The organism is Clostridium sp. CX1 (assembly GCF_025398335.1).
Classification (GTDB): domain Bacteria; phylum Bacillota; class Clostridia; order Clostridiales; family Clostridiaceae; genus Clostridium_AM; species Clostridium_AM tanneri.
The window spans coordinates 296402-318598 of the sequence record NZ_JAODOO010000004.1; the positions used below are offsets into that span (position 1 = coordinate 296402).

Annotated in this window: 20 protein-coding genes; 6 read left to right on the top strand and 14 right to left on the bottom strand. The window is 33.5% G+C overall.

Features of this window, described 5'->3' with window-relative positions; all coding sequences use genetic code 11:
* Positions 1 to 65: 65 nt before the first annotated feature.
* The 7 genes from grpE to gpr all read right to left on the bottom strand — a co-directional run bounded on the left by grpE (position 66) and on the right by gpr (position 7723).
* Positions 66 to 707, bottom strand: a complete 642-nt coding sequence (grpE, locus tag N4T77_RS06565; protein ID WP_261670951.1) for a nucleotide exchange factor GrpE — start codon at positions 705 to 707, stop codon at positions 66 to 68.
* Positions 708 to 751: 44 nt separating this feature from the next.
* On the bottom strand, positions 752 to 1789 hold the full coding sequence (gene hrcA / locus N4T77_RS06570) for a heat-inducible transcriptional repressor HrcA (protein ID WP_261670952.1): 1038 nt from the start codon (positions 1787 to 1789) through the stop codon (positions 752 to 754).
* Positions 1790 to 1978: 189 nt separating this feature from the next.
* Complete coding sequence (gene hemW, locus N4T77_RS06575) at positions 1979 to 3136, bottom strand: radical SAM family heme chaperone HemW (protein WP_261670953.1); 1158 nt, start codon at positions 3134 to 3136, stop codon at positions 1979 to 1981.
* A 28-nt stretch (positions 3137 to 3164) separates the two neighbouring features.
* A complete protein-coding gene (gene lepA / locus N4T77_RS06580) occupies positions 3165 to 4973 on the bottom strand; it encodes a translation elongation factor 4 (RefSeq protein WP_261670954.1) in 1809 nt (602 codons plus the stop codon).
* 171 nt (positions 4974 to 5144) lie between these two features.
* Positions 5145 to 5489: a hypothetical protein gene (locus N4T77_RS06585; protein WP_261670955.1), complete on the bottom strand. Its 345-nt coding sequence runs from the start codon at positions 5487 to 5489 to the stop codon at positions 5145 to 5147.
* Between the two features lie 63 nt (positions 5490 to 5552).
* Positions 5553 to 6632: a stage II sporulation protein P gene (locus N4T77_RS06590; protein ID WP_396125093.1), complete on the bottom strand. Its 1080-nt coding sequence runs from the start codon at positions 6630 to 6632 to the stop codon at positions 5553 to 5555.
* A 119-nt stretch (positions 6633 to 6751) separates the two neighbouring features.
* Positions 6752 to 7723, bottom strand: coding sequence for a GPR endopeptidase (gpr, locus tag N4T77_RS06595; RefSeq protein ID WP_261670956.1), 972 nt, complete (start codon positions 7721 to 7723; stop codon positions 6752 to 6754).
* Positions 7724 to 7938: 215 nt separating this feature from the next.
* On the opposite strand from gpr, the gene rpsT reads away from it, so the two are divergent.
* Entirely contained in the window at positions 7939 to 8205 is a 267-nt protein-coding gene (rpsT, locus tag N4T77_RS06600; RefSeq protein WP_261670957.1) for a 30S ribosomal protein S20, read from the top strand.
* A gap of 38 nt (positions 8206 to 8243) precedes the next feature.
* On the opposite strand, the gene holA is transcribed toward rpsT, so the two are convergent.
* From holA to N4T77_RS06620, 4 genes are read right to left on the bottom strand one after another with little or no spacing between them, the layout of a single operon-like run.
* Positions 8244 to 9287 carry a DNA polymerase III subunit delta gene (gene holA, locus N4T77_RS06605; protein ID WP_261670958.1) on the bottom strand — a complete coding sequence of 348 codons (1044 nt, stop codon included), beginning with the start codon at positions 9285 to 9287 and terminating at the stop codon, positions 8244 to 8246.
* A 41-nt stretch (positions 9288 to 9328) separates the two neighbouring features.
* Entirely contained in the window at positions 9329 to 11104 is a 1776-nt protein-coding gene (locus N4T77_RS06610) for a ComEC/Rec2 family competence protein (RefSeq protein ID WP_261670959.1), read from the bottom strand.
* Entirely contained in the window at positions 11101 to 11361 is a 261-nt protein-coding gene (locus N4T77_RS06615; protein ID WP_261670960.1) for a hypothetical protein, read from the bottom strand. Before N4T77_RS06615 ends, N4T77_RS06610 begins: the two co-directional genes overlap by 4 nt.
* Positions 11362 to 11406: 45 nt before the next feature.
* The gene (locus N4T77_RS06620) at positions 11407 to 14001 is read right to left on the bottom strand and encodes an HAD-IC family P-type ATPase (RefSeq protein WP_261670961.1); all 2595 of its coding nucleotides are present in this window, start codon (positions 13999 to 14001) and stop codon (positions 11407 to 11409) included.
* Positions 14002 to 14322: 321 nt separating this feature from the next.
* Here N4T77_RS06620 and N4T77_RS06625 point away from each other — a divergent pair, with 321 nt between their 5' ends.
* From N4T77_RS06625 to N4T77_RS06645, 5 genes are all read left to right on the top strand, one after another.
* Positions 14323 to 15246, top strand: a complete 924-nt coding sequence (locus N4T77_RS06625; protein WP_261670962.1) for an ABC transporter permease — start codon at positions 14323 to 14325, stop codon at positions 15244 to 15246.
* Positions 15247 to 15348: 102 nt separating this feature from the next.
* On the top strand, positions 15349 to 16245 hold the full coding sequence (locus N4T77_RS06630) for an ABC transporter permease (RefSeq protein ID WP_261670993.1): 897 nt from the start codon (positions 15349 to 15351) through the stop codon (positions 16243 to 16245).
* Positions 16246 to 16260: 15 nt separating this feature from the next.
* The gene (locus N4T77_RS06635; protein WP_261670963.1) at positions 16261 to 17280 is read left to right on the top strand and encodes an ABC transporter ATP-binding protein; all 1020 of its coding nucleotides are present in this window, start codon (positions 16261 to 16263) and stop codon (positions 17278 to 17280) included.
* A complete protein-coding gene (locus tag N4T77_RS06640; protein WP_261670964.1) occupies positions 17270 to 18247 on the top strand; it encodes an ABC transporter ATP-binding protein in 978 nt (325 codons plus the stop codon). Before N4T77_RS06635 ends, N4T77_RS06640 begins: the two co-directional genes overlap by 11 nt.
* Positions 18248 to 18337: 90 nt before the next feature.
* Entirely contained in the window at positions 18338 to 20014 is a 1677-nt protein-coding gene (locus tag N4T77_RS06645) for a peptide ABC transporter substrate-binding protein (RefSeq protein WP_261670965.1), read from the top strand.
* Positions 20015 to 20084: 70 nt separating this feature from the next.
* On the opposite strand, the gene N4T77_RS06650 is transcribed toward N4T77_RS06645, so the two are convergent.
* The 3 genes from N4T77_RS06650 to N4T77_RS06660 form a co-directional block, all read right to left on the bottom strand.
* The gene (locus N4T77_RS06650; RefSeq protein WP_261670966.1) at positions 20085 to 20393 is read right to left on the bottom strand and encodes a hypothetical protein; all 309 of its coding nucleotides are present in this window, start codon (positions 20391 to 20393) and stop codon (positions 20085 to 20087) included.
* Between the two features lie 38 nt (positions 20394 to 20431).
* Entirely contained in the window at positions 20432 to 20626 is a 195-nt protein-coding gene (locus N4T77_RS06655) for an asparagine synthase (RefSeq protein ID WP_261670967.1), read from the bottom strand.
* Between the two features lie 147 nt (positions 20627 to 20773).
* On the bottom strand, positions 20774 to 22120 hold the full coding sequence (locus N4T77_RS06660; RefSeq protein WP_261670968.1) for an MFS transporter: 1347 nt from the start codon (positions 22118 to 22120) through the stop codon (positions 20774 to 20776).
* Positions 22121 to 22197: the final 77 nt, after the last annotated feature.

Here is a 22197-nt window from a genome sequence, read left to right on the forward strand (position 1 = left end):
TTTATCTAAAATATAGTTATAAAATTTATCTAACTAAGCTATTCATGTTACTCAAGAATATTAATTTAGTTAGCTACTTTAACCACACTATATCTTAAAACTTTATCTCCTCTTTTATATCCCTTTTGGAATACTTCAACTACTTGATTTTTTCCGTATTGCTCGTCATCTATATGCATAACTGCGTTATGGACATGAGGATCAAACTCACCTTCAGTAGAAATTTCTTCTACGTTTAGGCCCTCTAAAGCATTGTTAAATTGCTTTATTGTCATCTCTATGCCCTTTTTTAAATCTTCAATACTTCCCTCTACAGAGATAGCTCTCTCAAGGTTATCAAGCACAGGAAGGATTCCCTTTAATACATCCTCGCAGGCATCAGTATAAATCCCTTCCTTTTCCTTAGCTGTTCTTTTTCTGAAGTTATCATATTCTGCCGTCATTCTTGATAGTCTATCCTTTAAAGCTTCAACTTCTCCTTTGATTTTAGTGTTTTCATCGGATAGTTTTTTATTTTCTTCTTTTAGCACTTCCAACGTATTTTCTGCTAAATTTTCGTCTTCAGTAACTTCTGCATTCTCTGTTTCTTCAATGGTGTTTTCTTCTAAATTCTCTTCAGTGCTGTTTTCTTCAGTAATATTTTCTTCAGCTACCCCTTTCACAGTTTCCTTCTGATCTTCTACTTTTTTATCGCGGTTGTTAAACATTTAGACACTTCCTCCAATCTAGTATTTTCCATCTTAAACAAGACCTATCTATCATCAAAATAAATGTGAGTCAAAATATAATTTAGTTCTCTAACAACACTAGTTAGCAAGGATATAACTTTTGAATAAGGTATTCTTGTAGGGCCAATTACTCCAATCTCTCCAAGGGGCCTGTTATTTAAACTATACACAGCAGAAACAACACTGCAATCCTGCGCTCCTTGAACGTAATTCTCACTGCCAATTCTTATAGAAAAGTTATCATTATTGCTTAATAAATCCACTATTTTATCCTTATTGTCTAACAAAGATAAGAAGTCCCGTGCTTTATCAATATCCTTATATTCAGGATAATTAAATATATTTGTTGTTCCCTCTGTATATATTTCATTACTATCACTTTTGCTTAAACTTTCATACAACACAGGAATTATCGCACTGAATATATCTTCATATCCCTCTAAATCCATTCTCAGGTTATTTATAACCTCAAGATTGATTTGTTCACAATTTAAGCTTCTCACTCTAGCGTTTAATATATTATTTAATTTTACTAGTGCATCTCCAGTTACATTTTTACCCACTCTAATAACATTATTCTTAATTATTCCGCTATCAGTTATTATTACTAATAGAATATTATTGGTATCTATATTTATAAGCTGTATATGTTTTATGCTGCTTTTACCAACAGAAGGAGTTTTAACAATGCAAGTTAACTTTGTAAGTTCTGATAACAGTGATGTAGCTTGCTTTATCACCCTATCTACTTCATATAATGCTGTATCTAAAATTTGAGTTTTTATTCTATACTGTTCTTCTGGAGTAAGACTAGGTATTTGCATCAACTTATCAACATACAATCTATAGCCCTTATTTGAAGGTTTTCTTCCTGAAGAACTGTGAAGTTGCTCTAAATACCCCATTTCTTCAAGATCAGCCATTTCATTTCTTATGGTCGCAGAACTTATTCCTAGTTCATATTTTTTAGCTATGGTTCTGGATCCTACAGGCTCAGCTGTATTTATATAATCATTTATTATAGCCTGAAGTATTTTTATTTTTCTTTCATCCATTTCCATAATATCACCTCTTTATTAGCACTCACCAACGTCGAGTGCTAATTACTATGATTAAAAAATATCACTCATGATTTTATTTGTCAATATGCTCTAGATAACCATATTTGTCTATTAAAAATAATTTTACGAATTTAAAGTGGCTAATGTTGCTTTTTCTCTAATTTCCTCTAGATATCTATAACTATTAATTTATTCACTTAGGATGAAGTCGGACATTATACTGTTAGATACTTCTATTGCCCTATTACTCAAAAATAATCTTTCTCCAGATTTAATTAACATTCCTTCCGATAAATATTTTTCAATAATGTCTCCATATACTAAATATATATCTTTCTTAAATCTAATGTTAAACTTATCCACAGAAATACCATCTATTTTTCTAAGTCCCATGAACATAAATTCTTCCATATCATCCTTTAGAGAATTTTCATGAATATCCAGCCTTAAATCATTTCCTAAGGCCATTTCTTCAATATATTCTTCTATATTTTCTGTTTTTCTATACCTTATACCGTCTACATAAGAATGAGAGCCTACTCCACAGCCTATATACTCATCTAAATCCCAATAAACTAAGTTATGTTTACACTCCTTACCAGCCTTTGAAAAGTTAGATATCTCATATCTTTCATAACCTTCCTTTTTAAGCATCTCTACTGCCAAATTATACATTTTTCTTTCTATTTCTTCCTCAGGAAGCTGCAACTTTTCATCCTCGTACATTTTGTAGAAAGGTGTATTTTCCTCTACTATTAGGCTGTAGCAGGAAATGTGCTCTGGATTTAATTTAGTAATATTTATTAGAGTTTCTTCCCAATCCTCTAAACTCTGGTTTGGTAATCCAAACATTAAATCTGCATTTATATTGTTAAAGCCAACTTTTCTCGCTAAATGGTAACTTTCTATAAATTCACCTACAGAATGAATCCTGCCCAGTTTGTTAAGTATAGAGTCCTGCCAAGCCTGGAGACCTATACTCAATCTGTTAACTCCCATTCTTTTTAAGAACAGCAATTTTTCTTCTGTAAAAGTACCTGGATTTCCTTCTACTGTAAACTCTAAATCCTCTCTTTTGTTCAACTTATCAATGGCACTCTTTATAATATTCCATCCTTCTAAAGATAAATAGGTGGGAGTTCCCCCACCTATAAATATAGTCTTTATTTTTCTATTACCAATACCTTCTATATCTTTAGCCAATGCTCTAGAGTACTCTAACATATGGCTCTCTTTTCCACAGAAGGATGGAAAATCACAATATAAGCACTTTTGTTTACAGAAAGGAATGTGAATATATAATGCAACTTCATTAGAGGTGGTGTTACTTTCATTGTTAGAGTTCATAAATACACACTCCTTATTAAGCTTATTTTTATTCCTCTGTTTTTAATACTGCCATAAATGCTTCTTGTGGAACTTCTACACTTCCAACCTGTCTCATTCTCTTCTTTCCTTCTTTTTGTTTTTCAAGAAGTTTTCTCTTTCTTGATATATCTCCACCATAGCACTTCGCTAATACGTCTTTTCTCATAGCCTTTACTGTTTCCCTTGCTATAACCTTTCCACCAACTGATGCCTGGATAGGTATTTCAAACAATTGTCTTGGGATAATTTCCTTTAACTTTTCTGCTATGCCTCTACCTCTAGCATAAGCTCTTTCCTCTGGAACTATCATAGATAAGGCATCCACTATATCTCCATTTAGAAGTATATCTAGCTTTACTAGTTTAGCTTCTTTATAACCTGCTAATTCATAGTCTAATGAAGCATATCCTCTTGATCTTGATTTTAATGCATCAAAGAAGTCATATATTATTTCATTTAAAGGAATTTCATAGTTTAGACTTACTCTTGAAGTATCTATATACTGCATATCCTTAAAGGTTCCACGTCTATTTTGTGCTAAATCCATAACCGCTCCAACATAATCAGAAGGAGTTATTATAGCTGCCTTTACTATAGGCTCTTGCATATATTTTATTTCAGTAGTTTCAGGAAGATTAGTAGGATTTGTAAGTTCTATTTCAGTACCATCATGTTTTCCTATCTTGTATATAACAGATGGTGCAGTAGTTATGATATCTAAATTAAATTCCCTTTCAATTCTCTCCTGAATTACATCCATATGTAAGAGACCAAGGAAACCACATCTAAATCCAAAGCCTAAAGCTATGGAAGTTTCTGGTTCAAAGGATAAAGCAGCATCATTAACCTGAAGCTTTTCTAAAGCATCCTTTAATTCACCGTATTTTGCTCCATCAACAGGATAAATACCACTATATACCATAGGTATTGCTGGTCTATATCCTGCTAAAGCTTCCTCTGCTGGTCTCTTAGCTTCCGTTACAGTATCTCCTACACGGGCATCTCTAACATTTTTTATGGAAGCAGTAAAGTATCCAACATCCCCTGCTTTTAATTCTGGTACAGGCATATATCTAGGAACAAATATTCCTGTTTCCGTAACTTCATAGACTTTGCCTGAAGCCATTAACTTTATTTCCGTTCCTGGTTTTATAGTTCCTTCTTTAACTCTTATATGACACACAACACCTTTGTAACTGTCATAGTAGGAGTCGAAAATAAGTGATCTAAGTGGTGCATTTTCATCACCTTCCGGTGCTGGAACTTTTTCTACAACTGCTTCTAGTACATCTTCTATATTAATTCCTGTCTTAGCCGAAACTAAAGGAGCGTCTCCTGCCTCTATTCCTATTATGTCTTCTATTTCCTGCTTTACCTCCTCTGATCTTGCACTAGGTAAGTCAATCTTGTTAACTACAGGAACAATCTCCAAATCATGATCTAATGCCAAATAACAGTTAGCTAAGGTTTGAGCCTGTATTCCCTGTGTAGCGTCTACTACTAGAATCGCACCTTCACAAGCAGCCAAGCTTCTAGAAACCTCATAGTTAAAGTCTACATGTCCTGGAGTATCAATTAGGTTTAGAATATACTCCTCTCCATTAGGTCTCTTATATACAAGTCTTACAGCCTGAGACTTAATGGTTATTCCTCTCTCCTTTTCAAGATCCATGTTATCAAGTACCTGTTCATCCATTTCTCTTTCGGTAAGGGTACCTGTTTTCTGAATTAATCTATCTGCAAGTGTTGATTTGCCGTGATCTATGTGAGCAACTATAGAAAAATTTCTTATATACTTTTGTCTTTCGCTCTGCATACTATTTTACCCTCCATTACTAGTTAACAATTTAAAAGATTTGCAGAAACTTGCAAATCTTTCCTTTATCCTTAAGATTATAAATAGTCATAGTAAATTATAACACAACAAAACTATAGTGAAAAGTAGATTATGTTTACACTATTGCTATAACTTGTTTGCTATAAAACCTTACTTCCCCCTATTTTGAATAACTTCAGTTATTTTATCTTCAGCATTTTTGAATACTGTTGAGGTTTTATCTACAAAGTTAGAAACATTTTCATTCATGCTTTTTTCAATATTATTAAGCAGCTTTGCAGAGCTGTTTTTTATATTTAAACCTACTTTTTTATTTATGTATAAAGAATAATCTCCCATCTCAACTCTAAAGTCAAAGGGAACAAAGTTATAGTTTATTTTAAATGAGGATCTGTCCTTTATAAATTTAGGCATACCTGCATTTACTACAACGAACCCATATACTACTATTATAAGACTTATTACCATAACTATTATCATATTCTTTTTCTTCATAACAAAAACACCCCCAAATGCAATTGGAAATTGAGAATACTATTAAGTATTCCCAATTACTAACTACTTATTCAGGGCTTCTGCAATTAACCTAGCCAAATATTTAGCTGATGCCTTGGATTCGTCAATAGTATTTATGTCTGCTCCTACTTCAACTAAAATGGCATTATTACTTTTATTCTGATTAAAATATCTGGTGCCATAATTATAATATATAACACCTCTGCAAAATCCCGGAAATAATTTATTGGAGGTATCTATAATTTTATTTGCAAGGGCCATATTTTTACTGAAATGAGGGTTCTTCTTTGCCATTACTAAAGAGATTTTAGCTACGTTTTCACCATTCATCTTCGTTGTGATAGCTTTTTTATCTTCTACAGAATCTCTATGCAAATCTATTATAAGCTTAAAGTCTCCATACTTCTTTAAGTTTTTATCAACAGTAACAGCAGATCTAGCGTAACTCTGAGTATAGGCCTCCGCATCATGTACTGTTTTATCATCTATAGCTGAAATACCATAGTTTGTTTGAAGTTCTTTTACCAGTTCATCGCCTACCGCAACTACATTTTGGGTATTATCAGTACTTATTGGTTTGCCTGGTTTATAGCCTTCAGTGGTATGTGTGTGATATATTAGAACCTCCGGCTTGTTAGTATTCAAGGTCTTTTTGAGCCTGGAGTCATATACAGTAACCTCTTTATTTGGCAAGTTAACATTTTCACTACTATCGGCAACTGTTTTGCCTGTATCCTTTGAAACTTGTTTATCATCAAGCTTAAAATGATTAAAGTCTACATTTGCAGTTTCCTCAGCATTAACACTCTCTAGTCCTATAAATGCCATCTCCTTGCCTAAAACTGATTTCGGATTATTTAAATCCAAGCCAATGGCAGCTAGTGCAGTCTGACTAATAGAGAATCTGTTTTCTGCCATATCATCCTCATTAAAAGAAGTAGCCTTTACCGCTGGCATAGCATAGTTAAGTACCTGAACATAAAACATATTCCTTTTAACATTGCTGCTATAGTTATTAGCTCTTACCACACAGGGCAAAATAATTATTAAAAGCATACTTACCATTAAGACGAATATTCTTACCTTAACATCATTTTTTGAATTTATCCTTTTGTAATTCAATTAAAACACCGCTATGAAAAAACTCAAAGCAGTTCCCCCCCTTCTTCAAGATGTTATTATTAACATATCCCACTGATATATTAATTTATATGAAGGGGGGAGGTAATATATTACCAGTGCTATCCTAAAAATCTATTAATATCTTCTAAATCTAAAGCTGGCTGCAATGCTATATTTATTCCATTAGCTATTACTTTTGATACGGATTCAACAACAACGTCCACTTCCTTAGGAGTTACCATAAGATTTCCTACATAAGGTTCTAGGAGGCTTTGGATCATTCTTTGCTTTTCATTCTTATCTATTGACTTTAGCATATCGTAAAATTCTGACCCTTTTGTAGATTGGGCTACCATTTCATCTAATACCATATCTATAGTATCATTAGCCATAGTTGCAGCATCAACTACTGTTGGCACTCCTATAGCTATAACCGGTATGCCTAAGGTCTTTTCACTTATTTCCATTCTTTTGTTTCTAACTCCTGACCCTGGGGAAATACCTGTGTCGCCTATTTGAATAGTAGTATTTACCCTCTCCATTTTTCTAGAAGCTAAAGCATCTATGCATACTATTAAATTAGGCTTTATTTTATCCACTATACCTCTTATAATCTCACCAGTTTCCATACCTGTAAGCCCTAAAACTCCTGGAGCTATAGCACAAACTGGCCTTATACCTTCATCTATTTGATCAGGTATTAACTGCTTTAAATGTCTTGTTACCATTAATTTCGAAACAACTTTAGGCCCTAATGCATCTGGAGTTATGTTCCAGTTTCCTAATCCTACTACAAGAGCTGTCATACTATCATCTAAATTTATCATTTCAGATAAAGTTTTTCCAAGAACAGTACTTACTTCATCCATGGTATCCCCATCATAATGAGTAAACTTTGGCATATCTATAGTTACATATGTACCTTCTGGTTTTCCCATAGCTCTAGCGCCAACATCATTTAAAATCTTCACTATAGTTACCTTTACATCTCCTTCTTCCTTCTCTTCAGATTCAACTCCCGGTATATTACTGTTTTGTCTTTGATATATTTCCTTAGCCTCAACAGCTAAATCTGTTCTTATACTAAACATAGTTATATTCCCTCCATTTTATAATGATTTTTCAACATAATTTTTAATATTAGGTTTTCCTACTTTACAGTTCATATTCTGACTTTTTAACGCAAAAAAACACTTGAAGATTATAACCTTTAGTGTTATAATATCATTTGTTGAATAAACGAGACTCACTAGCAAAAATTCCCCAAAGCTGATGAGACCCTATAAAACTATAAGGGGGTGAAACTATGGCAAATATAAAATCAGCACAAAAGAGAATAAAAGTTACTGAAACTAAAACTCTTAGAAACAGAATGATTAAATCAGCATTAAAAACTACTGTAAAGAAGTTTTTAGCTGCTGTTCAAGCTGGTAATGCTGAAGAAGCTAAAACTACTTTTGTAGCTGCTGTTAAGGCATTAGACATGGCTGCATCAAAAGGAGTACTACATAAAAATAAGGCAGCAAGAAACAAGTCAAGATTAGCTGCAAAGTTAAACAGCTTAACTGCTTAATAAATAAACCGGTTTGTATAAACCGGTTATTTATTTTGCTATCCAGCAATAGTATTTATTATTAATAGTTCCATTTCAGTCTTCTCATCTACAGAAGAACTTTTCATCTTTCTCTCTGCAATTAAACAAAGTTCTATAGCACGCTTAAGCTGCTTCAATGTAAACTTCTTACTCTGACCCATAAGCATGTCACAGGCATATTCTGATCTAATATTTAAGGCTTTCATTATTTCCTGCTTACTTTTCTTATTCTCAATACTTAGTTTTACTTTAAACAATAAATTAAACTGCCTTTCAATCATATTCAAAATGTAAGGTATTTTTTCTCCCTTATAAATAAGTTCATTTAAAACCTCTAAGGCATCCTTCACTCTCTTTTGAGATATTGGATTTACTAAGTCAAATATATCATCATCATTAGCTTTTAAAAATAGAGTTTTAATATCATCCTTAGTTATCTCTCTATCCTCAACATAACAGCAAAGTTTCTCAACTTCATTTTCTATTATGCTTAGGTTGTTATCCTCCATTAAACTAGCAAAGGCTCTTAACTCCACTTTTCCAATTTTTTTATTTCTCACTTCAAAAAAGCCTTTTATTTTCCCTTCTAATTGCTGTCCCCTTATTTTATCAGCTTTAACTACAGTAGCCTTCTTATCTAACTTATATAGCCTTTTACCTGGCTTATCCCTTTTACCTTTAAAAACATCGTATAGAATAAGTATGCAATGTGCTGGAACATTATCTACATATTCTAATACAGTATTAAAAGCCTTATCCCCTGAAAATTTATTACTCTCTCCTCCATCATCTTCTATAAAAGAAGCTCTATATACTAAAACTACCTTTTTATCACTCATAAAAGGCACCGTTTCACAGGCATTGACTACAGTATCAAAGCTTTCAAGAGAGTTTCCATCAAATTTTAAGTAGTTTAGTTCTAAAAAAGACTTATCTATAGTCTTATTTACTATGGATTCAATGCCCTCCTTTATAAGTTGCTCATCATTTCCACAGAAGACATAACAATTTGATATTTTATTTTTCTTAATATTTTCATTAAAAGTACCTATATCTAACATCTATGCACACCTCAAAATTATCTAAATTACCTGACCCTTTCTCAATAAAGTTTAACTACTCTATTAAACATTATAACATATAGGTGGCAGTTTTCCTTATAATCATCATATCCATTTCTTAGAGAATTACTTAATCTGCTGCCCTGTGAAAAATTCACTGTGTCATAAGAATTAAATACCGCCAAATCTTTCCCATTCGTACTATTGTTTATAAACATAAATCTTTCTTTCCCACTATAGATGCAAAGGTTTATTTTTTCATGATAAGGAATCACCTTTAAATACAAATCATTGTTTAACTTTATATTGACCTTTTCTTTTGGGTTAGAAATAACCTTGCTTATATTCATATACTCCTTTAAATTTATGACTTCCTTGGCACTTGCCTGATCATAATTGCATATTAATATTTTATCCGCCTTATACTTTATAACAACAGCCTCTCCCTTAAAGAAATCCATGTGATAAACCTTCGGAATAAAGCTATAAGTTCCACAAAGCATAATAAACAATACAAAAATCGGTAGATATTTATATTGTTTATACCCTCTTTCATATAGCAAATATGATATGTAAATTATAATTAAAGCTATTCCCTCCATATATCCTAAATAACTTACAGGAGGACATAGCCTTAAAATCAAATAGTTTGCACCTTCAATTGCAGTAAACATTAAATTTAGTATTGCACTAAAAAAACTGAATATAGGCTTTATAGAACCTACTAGTAAAGCTAAATTACCTACAATAACTATCACTGAATACATAGGAAGCAGAAATAAGTTTCCTAGTATAAAACCTCCACTAAAATTTTGAATAGTAAAAGCAGTATACGGTACTGAAAATATTTGAGAGCTTAAGGTTACACTTAAACTTTTATTTATCATTTCAGGCATTCTGTGCATCATCCTTAAGAATTTTTTATAATATATCAATATTCCTAACGTAGCTAAAACTGATAAAGTAAAACCTATATCCAGTATGTAGTATGGTTTAATAAAAAGGATAAGTAATGCTGCAAAACTTAAGGAAGATATACCGTCATAGTTTTTACATACTGTTTTTGACAGCTTAAATATCAGTATCATTATAAAAGCCCTTACAGTTGATGCCTGAAGGCCAGTGAAAAGTATATAAATAAAAGAAACTACAATTGAGCATCTTAATCCTATTACACTTTCTAATACCTTATAAATAATAGCCATGTGAAACCCAGAAACACTGACAGCATGAAATACTCCCATCTCCTGGAAATCACTTTTTTGACTTTTTGTTAGATACTCCGTATCACCGTAGCAAAGAGACATTACCAGAGCTGCTTTTTCTTCCCCAATACTCTCCTTATAACTATAGTATATATTTTTCTTTATATCATATAGGGTATGTATAAAGTCCTTTTTATAGGGAGTATATTTTTCAACCTTATATGTTCCAATTATTCCTCTTGAATAATTGATTTCCTTTTTAAACTTACCACTGATTAATAGTTTTTGCCCCTCTTTTAACTTTGTTGTCTTTCCATTTAATATTAATTTTCTTCCCTTATAATTTGCTATATAATAATACCCTTTATTCTCTATAACTCTGACCTCTGCAGAGTTTGGAACCTTTAAATCAAAGTACATCATATAACTTAATGCTCCTATTAAAAAGAAAAGAATATTTATAATAAAAAATTTCTTATCTAAGGTAAAAAAGAATATAGCAAAAAGAGATGCAGTAATAACTGCACCTGCTATAATACTCTGAAAAAGCATCAAGGTGGAAATACAGCCTATAAACAGAGAAATAGCGTAATATACGATAGGTCTCTTCATTGTACAATACCTTCCTTAGATAACATAGTATTATCTAATTCCAGCATTAAATTAACATTATGAGTCTGCGGGTCTATTTCCATTTCTCTTAGACGAAGCATTTCTTCTTTACCTCTCATTGTAAAATACCTCTGTACTATATCTTCCGCAAACTCCTTAGTTAGACTGTCATACATTGAAAAATAATCAACCTCAGGAATGTTTAAAAATACTATATTGCTTCCCTTTATTGCAGTATAAAAAACATTTTGGAGCATTTCACTTCCCACCTCCTATTGATATTCTATCCAACAATAGAAGACTTAGTCATAATACTCATCTTTATTAAACTTACGAAATAGTGCTATTAGTAGCCAAACAACTATTGCTATTCCTATGTTTATCCAATAGCCCCCATTTAGAAAGATTTTCATATCTACAGCAAATATTAAAATAGATAATTGGATAATTAAATTACATAATATAAGCACATTAGACAATCTGCTTTTGAAAAATAACTTTTTAGAAAAGCTGTAAGTAAAAATTACTGCATTTAAATTTAAAACAGTAAAGGCAGCAGTTTTGGCAAATTCCACTCCCTGAGAATAGGTAGATACAACAATTGCAAAAGCAGTGGCTCCCATTAGTAAACCATTAGATACAATAAAAGTCATCTTTTCTTTTATTACATTTTTATCTATAACTTGATTTACACAAGGCACTTCATGTTTATACTCCCACAACAGTACTATAGAGGATATAAATACTATTATGATATTAAACCAAAAGACTTCCTGCATAACAAAAGGTATTTCGTATTCCCATAGAGAAGATAGCATTGTAAATGCTAATATAGAGACACTGCAGGTAAGGACATAGACTATTACTTTCCTAATCATAGCCATTACTTTTCTAGCATCCTCTAGAAGATCAAGAAGTTTCATAAAATCTGTATCTACTAGAAATATATCTGTCAACTTTTTAAGTATATTACTGTTAGAGGTTGTTATACCTACATCTGCGCTTCTTAGAGCAGGTAGGTCTATCAACTTAGCCCCAATCATAGCTGTAGTATATCCATAACTGTTCAATGTTTTTATTATTTTTACCTTATGCTTAGAATTTATTTTTGAAAAAACGCTTATTTTTGACCCAATACGATCAAATTCTTCTTCTGCCATATTATCAATTTCTATACCAGATAAAATTTCACGGAGCTTTGATATCAATCCCATTTTTCTTCCCACTGCAAGGGCTGTAATCTTGTTATCCTCAGTTATTATCACAGGTTTTACAGATAAAACCTTGCTTTTTTTAATGGAATTCTCAGCCTCTTCTTTCAACAAGTTTTCAAACCCCATTAATCCCACAAATACTAGATTACTTTCAATATTCTCCTTAAGACTTGGTTCGTAATTAAAGTTTCTATAGGCAAAACCTATAACAGATAAACATTCGCCTGACATAACTATATCTGCTTTTTTTATAGCATTTATATCATCCTCTGTTATTTCTATCTCTATACCGTTCTTCATTATATGAGTGCACCTAGCTAATAAGGAATCTACAGCACCTTTGACATTTGCCCTAAAATTTTCGTCTAATGCATTTATTGTAGTCATTATTCTTCTTTCACTATCAAAAGGTATGTGAAGAACTCTTCTATGCTCTCTATCCAACTTCCTTTTGTCCAGACCACTTTGCATCCCAAATTTAACGAGAGCTACTTCCATTAAATCATTCTTTGGGTTTGACAATTTTCCCACGTTCGTTTTTGTATCATTGCATAGTAAGCCTATGCTAGCTATTCTATATAGGTTTTGATTCTTCTCTTCATCTATATTTTCGAATACATTTTCCTCATCCGCATCAACAATTACTCCACTTGTGTATATCTTTACAGCCCTTACCTTGTCCTTTGAGAAGGAGCCTACTTTATCTGTACAAATGGCAGATACAGATGAAAACTTTTCTAAGGTGGATAGGTCTTTAAAAATTATAGAACTTTTTTCCATTTGCTTAAAGAGAATAGTAGAAATAACAGTTATTATTAAGATTATACCTTGTGGAATTCCCCCTAACAAAAATATAGCAGAGGTTTTTAGTATAGTTTCTACTGCAGCTCCCGAATAGGCAAGAACTCCATCGATACAAACTAAGCATATGGATATAAGCAAGGTAAAATGATTTATTAATTTGTGTAATCTGTAATTAAAAGATGGCATCTCTGCTTTTTTATCAAAAAGTAATTTAACTACACTAGCTATCTGAGTACTCATTCCAACGGCTATAACGATTCCTGTTCCATTGCCATTTACAACTACGGAAGACTTGAAAAGAATGTTTTTCATATCGGATAATGTTAATCCTTTATCCTCTACTTTTGTCTCATATTTTTCTGCTATAAAATTCTCTCCTGTAATAGAAGTTTCATTTACCCGTAGTTCATCTCCCTCTATCACCCTTAAGTCTGCAGGAACACTTTCACCTCTTCCAACAATTACGATGTCGCCTACTACTAACTCTACAGCAGGTATTTTTAAGGTTCTTCCTTCCCTAACTACTCTAGCATATCCACTATTAAGCCTTTCAAGTTCCTTTATTCGTTTTTCTTCGTTATATTCACCAATAACTATACATGAAATATTTATTATCAATATGGTTAGTGCCGCTGCTGCCAATAAAAAGTTTCCCATATATAGAATTAAAAGAACAGAAACAATTGTTAGTAAAACCCATAATTCCTTTATTTGTTTTAAAGTAAGCTTATATATGCTTTTTGTTTTTGGTATAACTATTTTATTTTCACCATACTGAGCTCTATGGGGATTTATCTGTTCTTCGTCAAGTCCTGAGTAGATGTTGCTTTGTAATCTTTTAACAACTTCACTCCACGGATTACCATACCATTCAATCATAAACTTCACCTTTCTGCATTTAAATGGATAAACATTTGAATATTGGATTTATATCCCTTTTAATATTCGTGATTATACAACAAGACTTTAGTAAACTTCAAAGCCACTGAGACCATTTATATTATTATAATATATGTCATTCTAAACTATCTAGTGTCCACATTGACATGGATATCATTATATGTTAATATCATTAAAAATATCTAATATATCCCATGTCAGTATTTTTAAACAAATGCATTTCTGTGAAGCTTAAAAATCATTTCTTTAGCATAAGATATATAAATTTAATTATAAAATTTCTTGAAAGTGGGGGTAAAAATGTTTAAGTATATTCTAAAGAGATTATTTTCTAGTGTCATAACCATATGGGTTGTAATTACTTTGACCTTCTTTTTGATGCACAAAATACCCGGCGGACCATTTGATTCAGAAAAAAAGTTGCCAGATCAGATTAAAGCAAATTTAGAGCTTAAATTCGGACTTAACAAACCTCTCGGTGAGCAATATACAACTTATTTAAAAAATGTTGTCTTTCACGGAGATTTAGGACCTTCAATGAGATATGAAGGTAAATCTGTAAATGACGTAATTACTTACTCCTTTCCAGCTTCAGCAAAGCTTGGTTTGTGTGCTATAGGATTTGCCCTTATAGTAGGTACCTATATGGGAACAACAGCAGCACTTCATCAAGGAAAGTGGCAGGACAACCTTTGTATGATTATTGCTACCCTGGGGGTAACAGTACCAAGCTTCGTTATGGCCACCTTTTTCATCTACTTTTTTGCCGTTAAACTTGGTTGGTTTCCAGCGGTAGGCTTTGATGAGCCTAAAAATTTAGTTCTTCCTTCTGTAGCCCTAGGCGGCTATGCCATGGCCTTTATCGCAAGACTTTCTAGGTCAAGCCTTTTAGAAGTTATTAGACAGGACTATATAAAGGTAGCTAAAGCTAAAGGCCTATCCAAAGCAAAAGTTATTTACAAGCATGCATTGAAGAATTCACTAATACCTATAGTAACATATTTAGGACCTCTTTTGGCAGGAATTCTTACAGGAAGTTTTGTTATAGAAACATTATTCGGTATTCCAGGCCTTGGAAGAGAGTTCGTTCAAAGTATAGGAAACAGAGACTATACTACTACTCTAGGTGTAACAATCTTCTTCAGCACCTTCTTAGTATTATGCAACTTAATAGTAGACCTATTATACGTAATTATAGACCCAAGAATAAAACTTGAAAGTTAAGGAGGTTATTAAATGGAAGTAACTAAAATTTTTTCAGAAGATACAAAAATCTCTGACAACACTGTTAAAGAAACAAGCATCTCTGGAGATATATCCATAGAGATGTTTGAAAAAGTTTCTCCTGAAGAAAAAAATACTGAAGCTATAGTCAGACCTAGTCTTACATACTGGCAGGATGCTTGGAGAAGGCTAAGGGAAAATAAGCTTGCTATGGTTGGTCTAGCCTTTGTTATATTTATTACAGCAGTAGCTATTATAGGTCCAATGCTTTCTAAATACAACTATTTCTCCCAAAACCTAGAGATGGCAAATCAACCGCCTAGTGCAGAACACTGGTTTGGAACAGATAAATTTGGAAGAGATATCTTTGTAAGAATACTCTATGGTGCAAGGATATCGCTAACTGTCGGCTATGTTGCTAGTATGCTCAATATTGTCATAGGTATTTTGTATGGTGGTATAGCAGGATACTTTGGCGGAAAAGTAGACAATATTATGATGAGAATAGTAGACATACTATATTCAGTACCTATGATGATATATGTAATATTATTAATGGTTATTTTAGGTGCTGGATTAAAGAGTATTATAGTGGCACTATCTATAGCCTTCTGGCTCACTATGGCAAGAATAGTTAGAGGACAAATTATGTCATTAAAAAATCAAGAATTCGTATTGGCAGCAAAAACTTTAGGTGCTTCACCTATACGAATACTTTTAAGACATCTTATTCCTAACTGTATGGGCCCAATAATTATAACACTTACATTATCAGTACCAGAAGCCATATTTACAGAATCATTCCTAAGCTTCATTGGTCTTGGAGTTTCCGCACCACAAGCATCTTGGGGTACCCTTGCATCAGAGGCTCTTGACGGATTTCAGCTATACCCAACACAATTATTCTTTCCTGCTCTTGCTATATGTTTAACGATGCTTGCATTTAACTTACTTGGTGATGGCTTAAGAGACGCTCTAGACCCTAAGATGAGAAAGTAATAGGAGGCTTTTACTATGGAAAATTTACTAGAAATTAAGGATTTGCATACATCATTTTATACTCATGTTGGAGAAGTAAAGTCAGTAAGAGGAATTTCTCTTAACGTGAATAAAGGAGAAGCTATTGGAATTGTAGGAGAATCTGGCAGCGGCAAAAGCATTACTATGATGTCTACTATGAGACTTTTAGCAGATAACGGAAAAATAAAAGAAGGTCAAGTACTCTTTAATGGAAAGGATCTATCAAAGGCGCCAGAAAAGGAAATGGAAAAGATAAGAGGTAACGAAATAGGAATGATATTTCAAGACCCTATGACATCCTTAAATCCTGTGTTCACTATAGGTGAACAATTGATGGAGCCACTTTTAAAACACAAAAAAATGAATAGAGCTAATGCCTTTAGCAAAGCAGTAGAAATGCTTAAACTAGTTGGTATACCTAGTCCTGAAAAGAGAATGAAACAATATCCACATGAATTTTCTGGCGGTATGAGACAAAGGGCCATGATTGCTATGTCTCTTGTATGTGAACCAAAACTTTTGATAGCAGATGAGCCAACAACTGCATTAGATGTTACCATCCAGGCCCAAATTCTAGAACTTATGAAAGATCTAAAAACAAAAATAGATATGTCTATAATTTTAATAACCCATGACTTAGGGGTAGTAGCTGATTTGTGTAACAGAATATATGTCATGTACGGTGGTACTATTGTAGAAAGCGGTAGTTCCAGAGATATCTTCTATAATCCGAAACATCCTTATACCTGGGGGCTTCTAAGAAGTATACCAAATCCTAAGGAGGAAATAAAAGAAAGATTAACACCTATTGAAGGTACACCTCCAGACCTTTTAAAACCTCCGAGCGGTTGTCCCTTTGCACCAAGATGTGATTACACAATGAAAATATGTTTAACAGAAAAACCAAGTGAATTTGAAATAAGTGCAGATCACTGTTCTGCCTGTTGGTTAAATCACCCTAATGCACCAGAAACTAAAGTTATACAGAAAGGGGAAATTTATAATGGCAGATAAAAAGAAATTAATAGAGGTTAAGAATTTAAAAAAGTATTTTGAAATAAAAAGAGGTATTTTAGGTAATAAAAAGAGTTATGTAAAGGCCGTAGATGATATCTCTTTTGCTATAAATAAAGGAGAAACCTTGGGACTAGTTGGTGAATCTGGCTGCGGTAAAACTACCATTGGTAGAACTATAATAAAGCTATATGAACCTACCGACGGCCAAATAATTTATGATGACAAAGACATCGCAAAGTTATCTCCGAAACATGTACTGCCTTACAGAAGAAAAATGCAAATGATTTTTCAGGATCCCTATGCCTCTCTAGATGCAAGAATGACTGTTGGGGACATTATAGGGGAATCAATAGATATCCATAAACTTATGTCAGGAAAAGAAAGAACTGAAAGAATACATTTTCTCCTAAGTAAAGTTGGCTTAAACAAAGATCATGCTAGTAGATATCCTCATGAATTTTCTGGTGGTCAAAGGCAAAGAATTGGTATAGCTAGATCACTAGCTGTAGAACCGGAATTTATAGTCTGTGATGAGCCAATATCTGCTTTAGATGTATCTATTCAAGCACAAGTAGTAAATATGCTTGAGGATTTACAAGAGGATTTAGGTCTTACCTACCTCTTTATAGCCCACGACCTTTCAATGGTTAAACATATATCCACAAGAATTGGAGTTATGTACCTTGGGAAAATGGTTGAGTTAGGTTATAGCAATGAGTTATATAAAAAGCCGCTTCACCCATACACTCAAGCTCTTTTATCAGCTATACCTGTTCCAGATCCAGATATAAGCTCTGCCAACCAGCGAATTATGCTTGATGGTGAGATACCATCTCCAATAGATCCACCACCTGGATGCAGATTCAAGGGAAGATGTAAATACTCTAAGTCTATCTGCTCAGAAGTTGAGCCACCATTGAAGGATTTAGGTGATAACCACTGTGTTGCATGCCACCTGTATTAATAACACTTTATCTATGAGTATTTGGTAAGAGTTTTTTATTTTAAAACTCTTGCTATATATTATAAAAATATTATAAAAGGGGGATTAGTAATGTTAAAAAACAAAAAGTCTAAGCTTTTAGCTGTAGTTATGACCGTTGCTTTGGCTGGCTCAATACTTGCTGGCTGCGGCGGCAGTACTGCAACCAATAGTGAAGCATCTGGAAACAAAGTAATAAAAGTTAACCTTGGTGCTGACCCTAAGACAATAGACCCAGGCTTAAACAACTCTGTAGAAGGCTCTAAAGTAATAGTTAATGCCTTCGAAGGCTTAACTAACCTTGACAAGAATGAAAAAGTTATTCCTGGAGTAGCTGAAAAATGGGAAGTATCACCAGATGGCTTACATTATACCTTCCATCTGAGAAAAGACGCTAAGTGGTCAGATGGTCAACCTGTGAAAGCTCAAGACTTTGAATATTCATGGAAGAGAGCTCTAAATCCTGACACCGCTTCTGAATATGCTTTCCAACTTTTTTATTTAAAAAATGGTGAAGCATATAACCAAAGCAAAGATCCAAAGGCAACTAAAAAAGCAACTGCTGACGAGGTTGGAGTTAAGGCTAAAGACGATTCTACCCTAGAAGTTACATTGGAAGGAGCTACAGAATACTTCCTATCCCTAATGTCTTTCCCAACTTATATGCCTATAAGAAAAGATATAGTTGAAAAAAATCCAACAGATTGGACATCAAAACCAGAAACTTATGTTTCCAACGGACCTTTCATGATGAAGGAACATAAAATGAAGGACAGCATAAACTTTGTAAAAAACCCTAACTACTGGGGCACTAAAAGCGTTAAATTAGATAAAATAGAATTTAAAGTTTTAGAGAATGAAAGTAGTTATTTTGCAGCTTTTAAAACCGGCGAGCTTGACATGATTGATAAACCACCTACACAGGAAATCCCTAACTTATTAAAGGATGGTACAGCTAAAGATTATCCTTATATAGGAACATATTACTATGACTTTAATGTATCAGAAAATGCTGCAAATGTTAATCCAGACGCAGCTAAGGCATTAAAGGATGTTAGAGTTAGAAAAGCTTTATCTCTTGCTATAGATAGAGAAGCTATAACGAAAAATGTTTCAAAAGGCGGCGAAAAGCCAGCTACTTCTTTTGTTCCAAGTTCTGTAACTGATAAAAATGGTGCTAAATTTAAAAATAAAGAGTATTACAAAACAACTGCTGATGTAGAACAGGCTAAAAAACTTTTAGCTGAAGCTGGTTACCCAGATGGTAAAGGCTTCCCTAAGCTAGAACTAATATACAATACATTACAAGCTCACCAAAGTGTAGCTGCAGCAGTTCAAGATATGTGGAAGAAAAACTTAGGAATTGATATTACATTAAGAAACCTTGAAAGAAAAGTTCAATTAACTGAAGCTAATAAACATAATTATATTCTTAACAGGGATGGATGGATAGCTGACTACAACGATCCAATGACTTTCCTTGATATTCCTACTACTACTAACGGAAATAACTACTCTGGATATAATAATCCTAAATATGACCAGTTAATTTCTGCAGCAAAGGTTGAAGTAAATGCTGAAAAGAGAGCTCAAATGCTTCATGAAGCTGAAGATATGTTAATGGCTGATATGCCACTTATGCCTATATATGAATATACAGAAGTGGTTTGTATGAACAAAAAACTTAAGGATGTTCATGTTTCAAATCTTGGCTTCTTCTTCTTCAGAGATGCAGATTTAGAAAAATAACCTTGTTAATATTAATGAAGCAGTTAGTGTATTTTTTCACTAGCTGCTTTTTAACACCTCTTATTTACTATTAATCTTGTTTCATTACCATAAAGTAAAAGGCTGTGCCAAACTCCTCATTAAATTGTCTTTCAAGCTGTCTTAGTCTCTCCTCTTGGTTAGATCCTAAATTTGCATAGCCTAAGTTCTTAAAAGCTTTTAAAACTTCTCCATTGGAATTAAGAAATTCAGTGCTTAATTCCATATCATAATCTCCTCTATTAGCTTTTCCATAACTTGCTGCATCAGTTTTTATAGTATATTCATCAGTAAGACCCCAAGTTCCTAATTCATCAGCTTTTCTTACACCTTTATATTCATTTACAAATTCCTCATTCATAGTAAAAACCTCCAGTATATCTGCTTTTAATTAACCTTCTATCTTCTATGCTCAATCAAGTCTATTGTACCTAATACCACATGTGCTAATCCAAAACCTAATACAGCAGTTTCAATCATAGGAACCATGTCTTTTTTTCTCATTCCTCTTTTCTTCATGTCCATTGCTCTTAGAGCTACTGCTCCTGCGGTTACAACTGTTCCTAATGCTGTAGGTATTGTTCCTTCTCTCATAATATTCCCTCCTTATACATGTACTACACTATTATTGTCCCTTATAAGAGGTGTGTTTATTCTTAATTTAATTTTTCAAATTATATAATATAAATTAAATATTATTTTTATAAAGAAAGGCAAGGTAGTATATACCCTATTAGCTTTTTATGTTCTAGGTGTATTGATTTCATCTAAAGCTTTTCCTTTAGTTTCAACAGCTGCCAATGCAATTACCACTGCCACCACTGCAAATACTATAGTAAGCATAACAAAAACATAGTTGAAACCAGCCTCTTTACCTTTAGTCTCATAAACCACTCCAACTATATAAGGAGCGGCAATGGCACCAATGCGTCCAACGGCAGCTGCCCATCCAACTCCACTGCCTCTAACTCTAGTAGGGTAAACCTCTGGGGTATAGGCATATACTGCACCCCAAGCTCCTAAACTGAAAAGGTAAAGTAGACAGCCAAAAACCAGTACAGCAGTTACAGATTCCGCCTGGCCAAATAGATATGCTGATATAGCAGTGCCTACTAAGTAGAGTACTAGAACCGCTTTCCGGCCAATTCTTTCTATTAGGTAGGCAGCACTATAGTATCCTGGTAACTGAGCAATACTCATGATTAGAGTAAACTCAAACCCTCTTACTAAACTGAAGCCTTTGCCTACAAGTAGAGTAGGAGTCCATAAAACAAATCCATAATATCCAAAATTAATACCTAACCACAGAACCCATAGTACGAAAGTACGTCTAAGATACTCTTTAGACCATAAATCTAAAAGGGTGATCTTATTAGTGTTTTTCTCTTCTATTTGGTTAGCAAAGGTTTCTCCGTTATTCTTTATTCCAGCCTGCTGTTCCATTTTACTTACAATTTCATCAGCTTCTTGAAAACGTCCCTTTTGCTCTAAATATCGCGGAGACTCTGAAATACTTTTTCTCAAGTAAGCTGCATATAGTGCTGGAACTCCCCCTAAAAAGAATCCAATGCGCCAACCATAGATAGGAATCAATAGGTAGGCAATTAGAGAAGCAATAATCCAGCCCCAAGCCCAGAAGCTCTCTAGTAGGACAACCATACGACCACGGGCTTTAGCAGGTGAAAATTCACTAACCAAAGTAGATGCTGCTGGTAATTCCCCACCTAAGCCTAATCCTGTTAAAAACCGAAACAGCAACAGTAGTCCAAAGTTAGGTACTAAACCAGATACTGCACTAGCTACTCCATATAATACAAGGGTAAAAGTAACCACTGTTCTTCTTCCCCATCTGTCGGAAGCCATCCCGGCAACGGCAGCACCGACAGCCATCCCTACCGCTGAAGCACTGCCTAGCAATCCTAAATCTACAGCAGTAAGCCTCCACTCCTTTCCAATGGCAGCCATTACACCGGCTACCATTCCCTGATCCATAGCATCAAATAACCAGCCAATACCTGTTAAAAATAGCACTTTCCAAAGCATGGGCGTAACGGGCAATCTTTCAAGCCTTTGTGAAATACTACTCATTTGTTTCATCCCACCTTTTATTTAATCTGTTTCTTTTCTAAACTTTCCCCACCTAGTAAGTTTTTATGCCCTTTGTT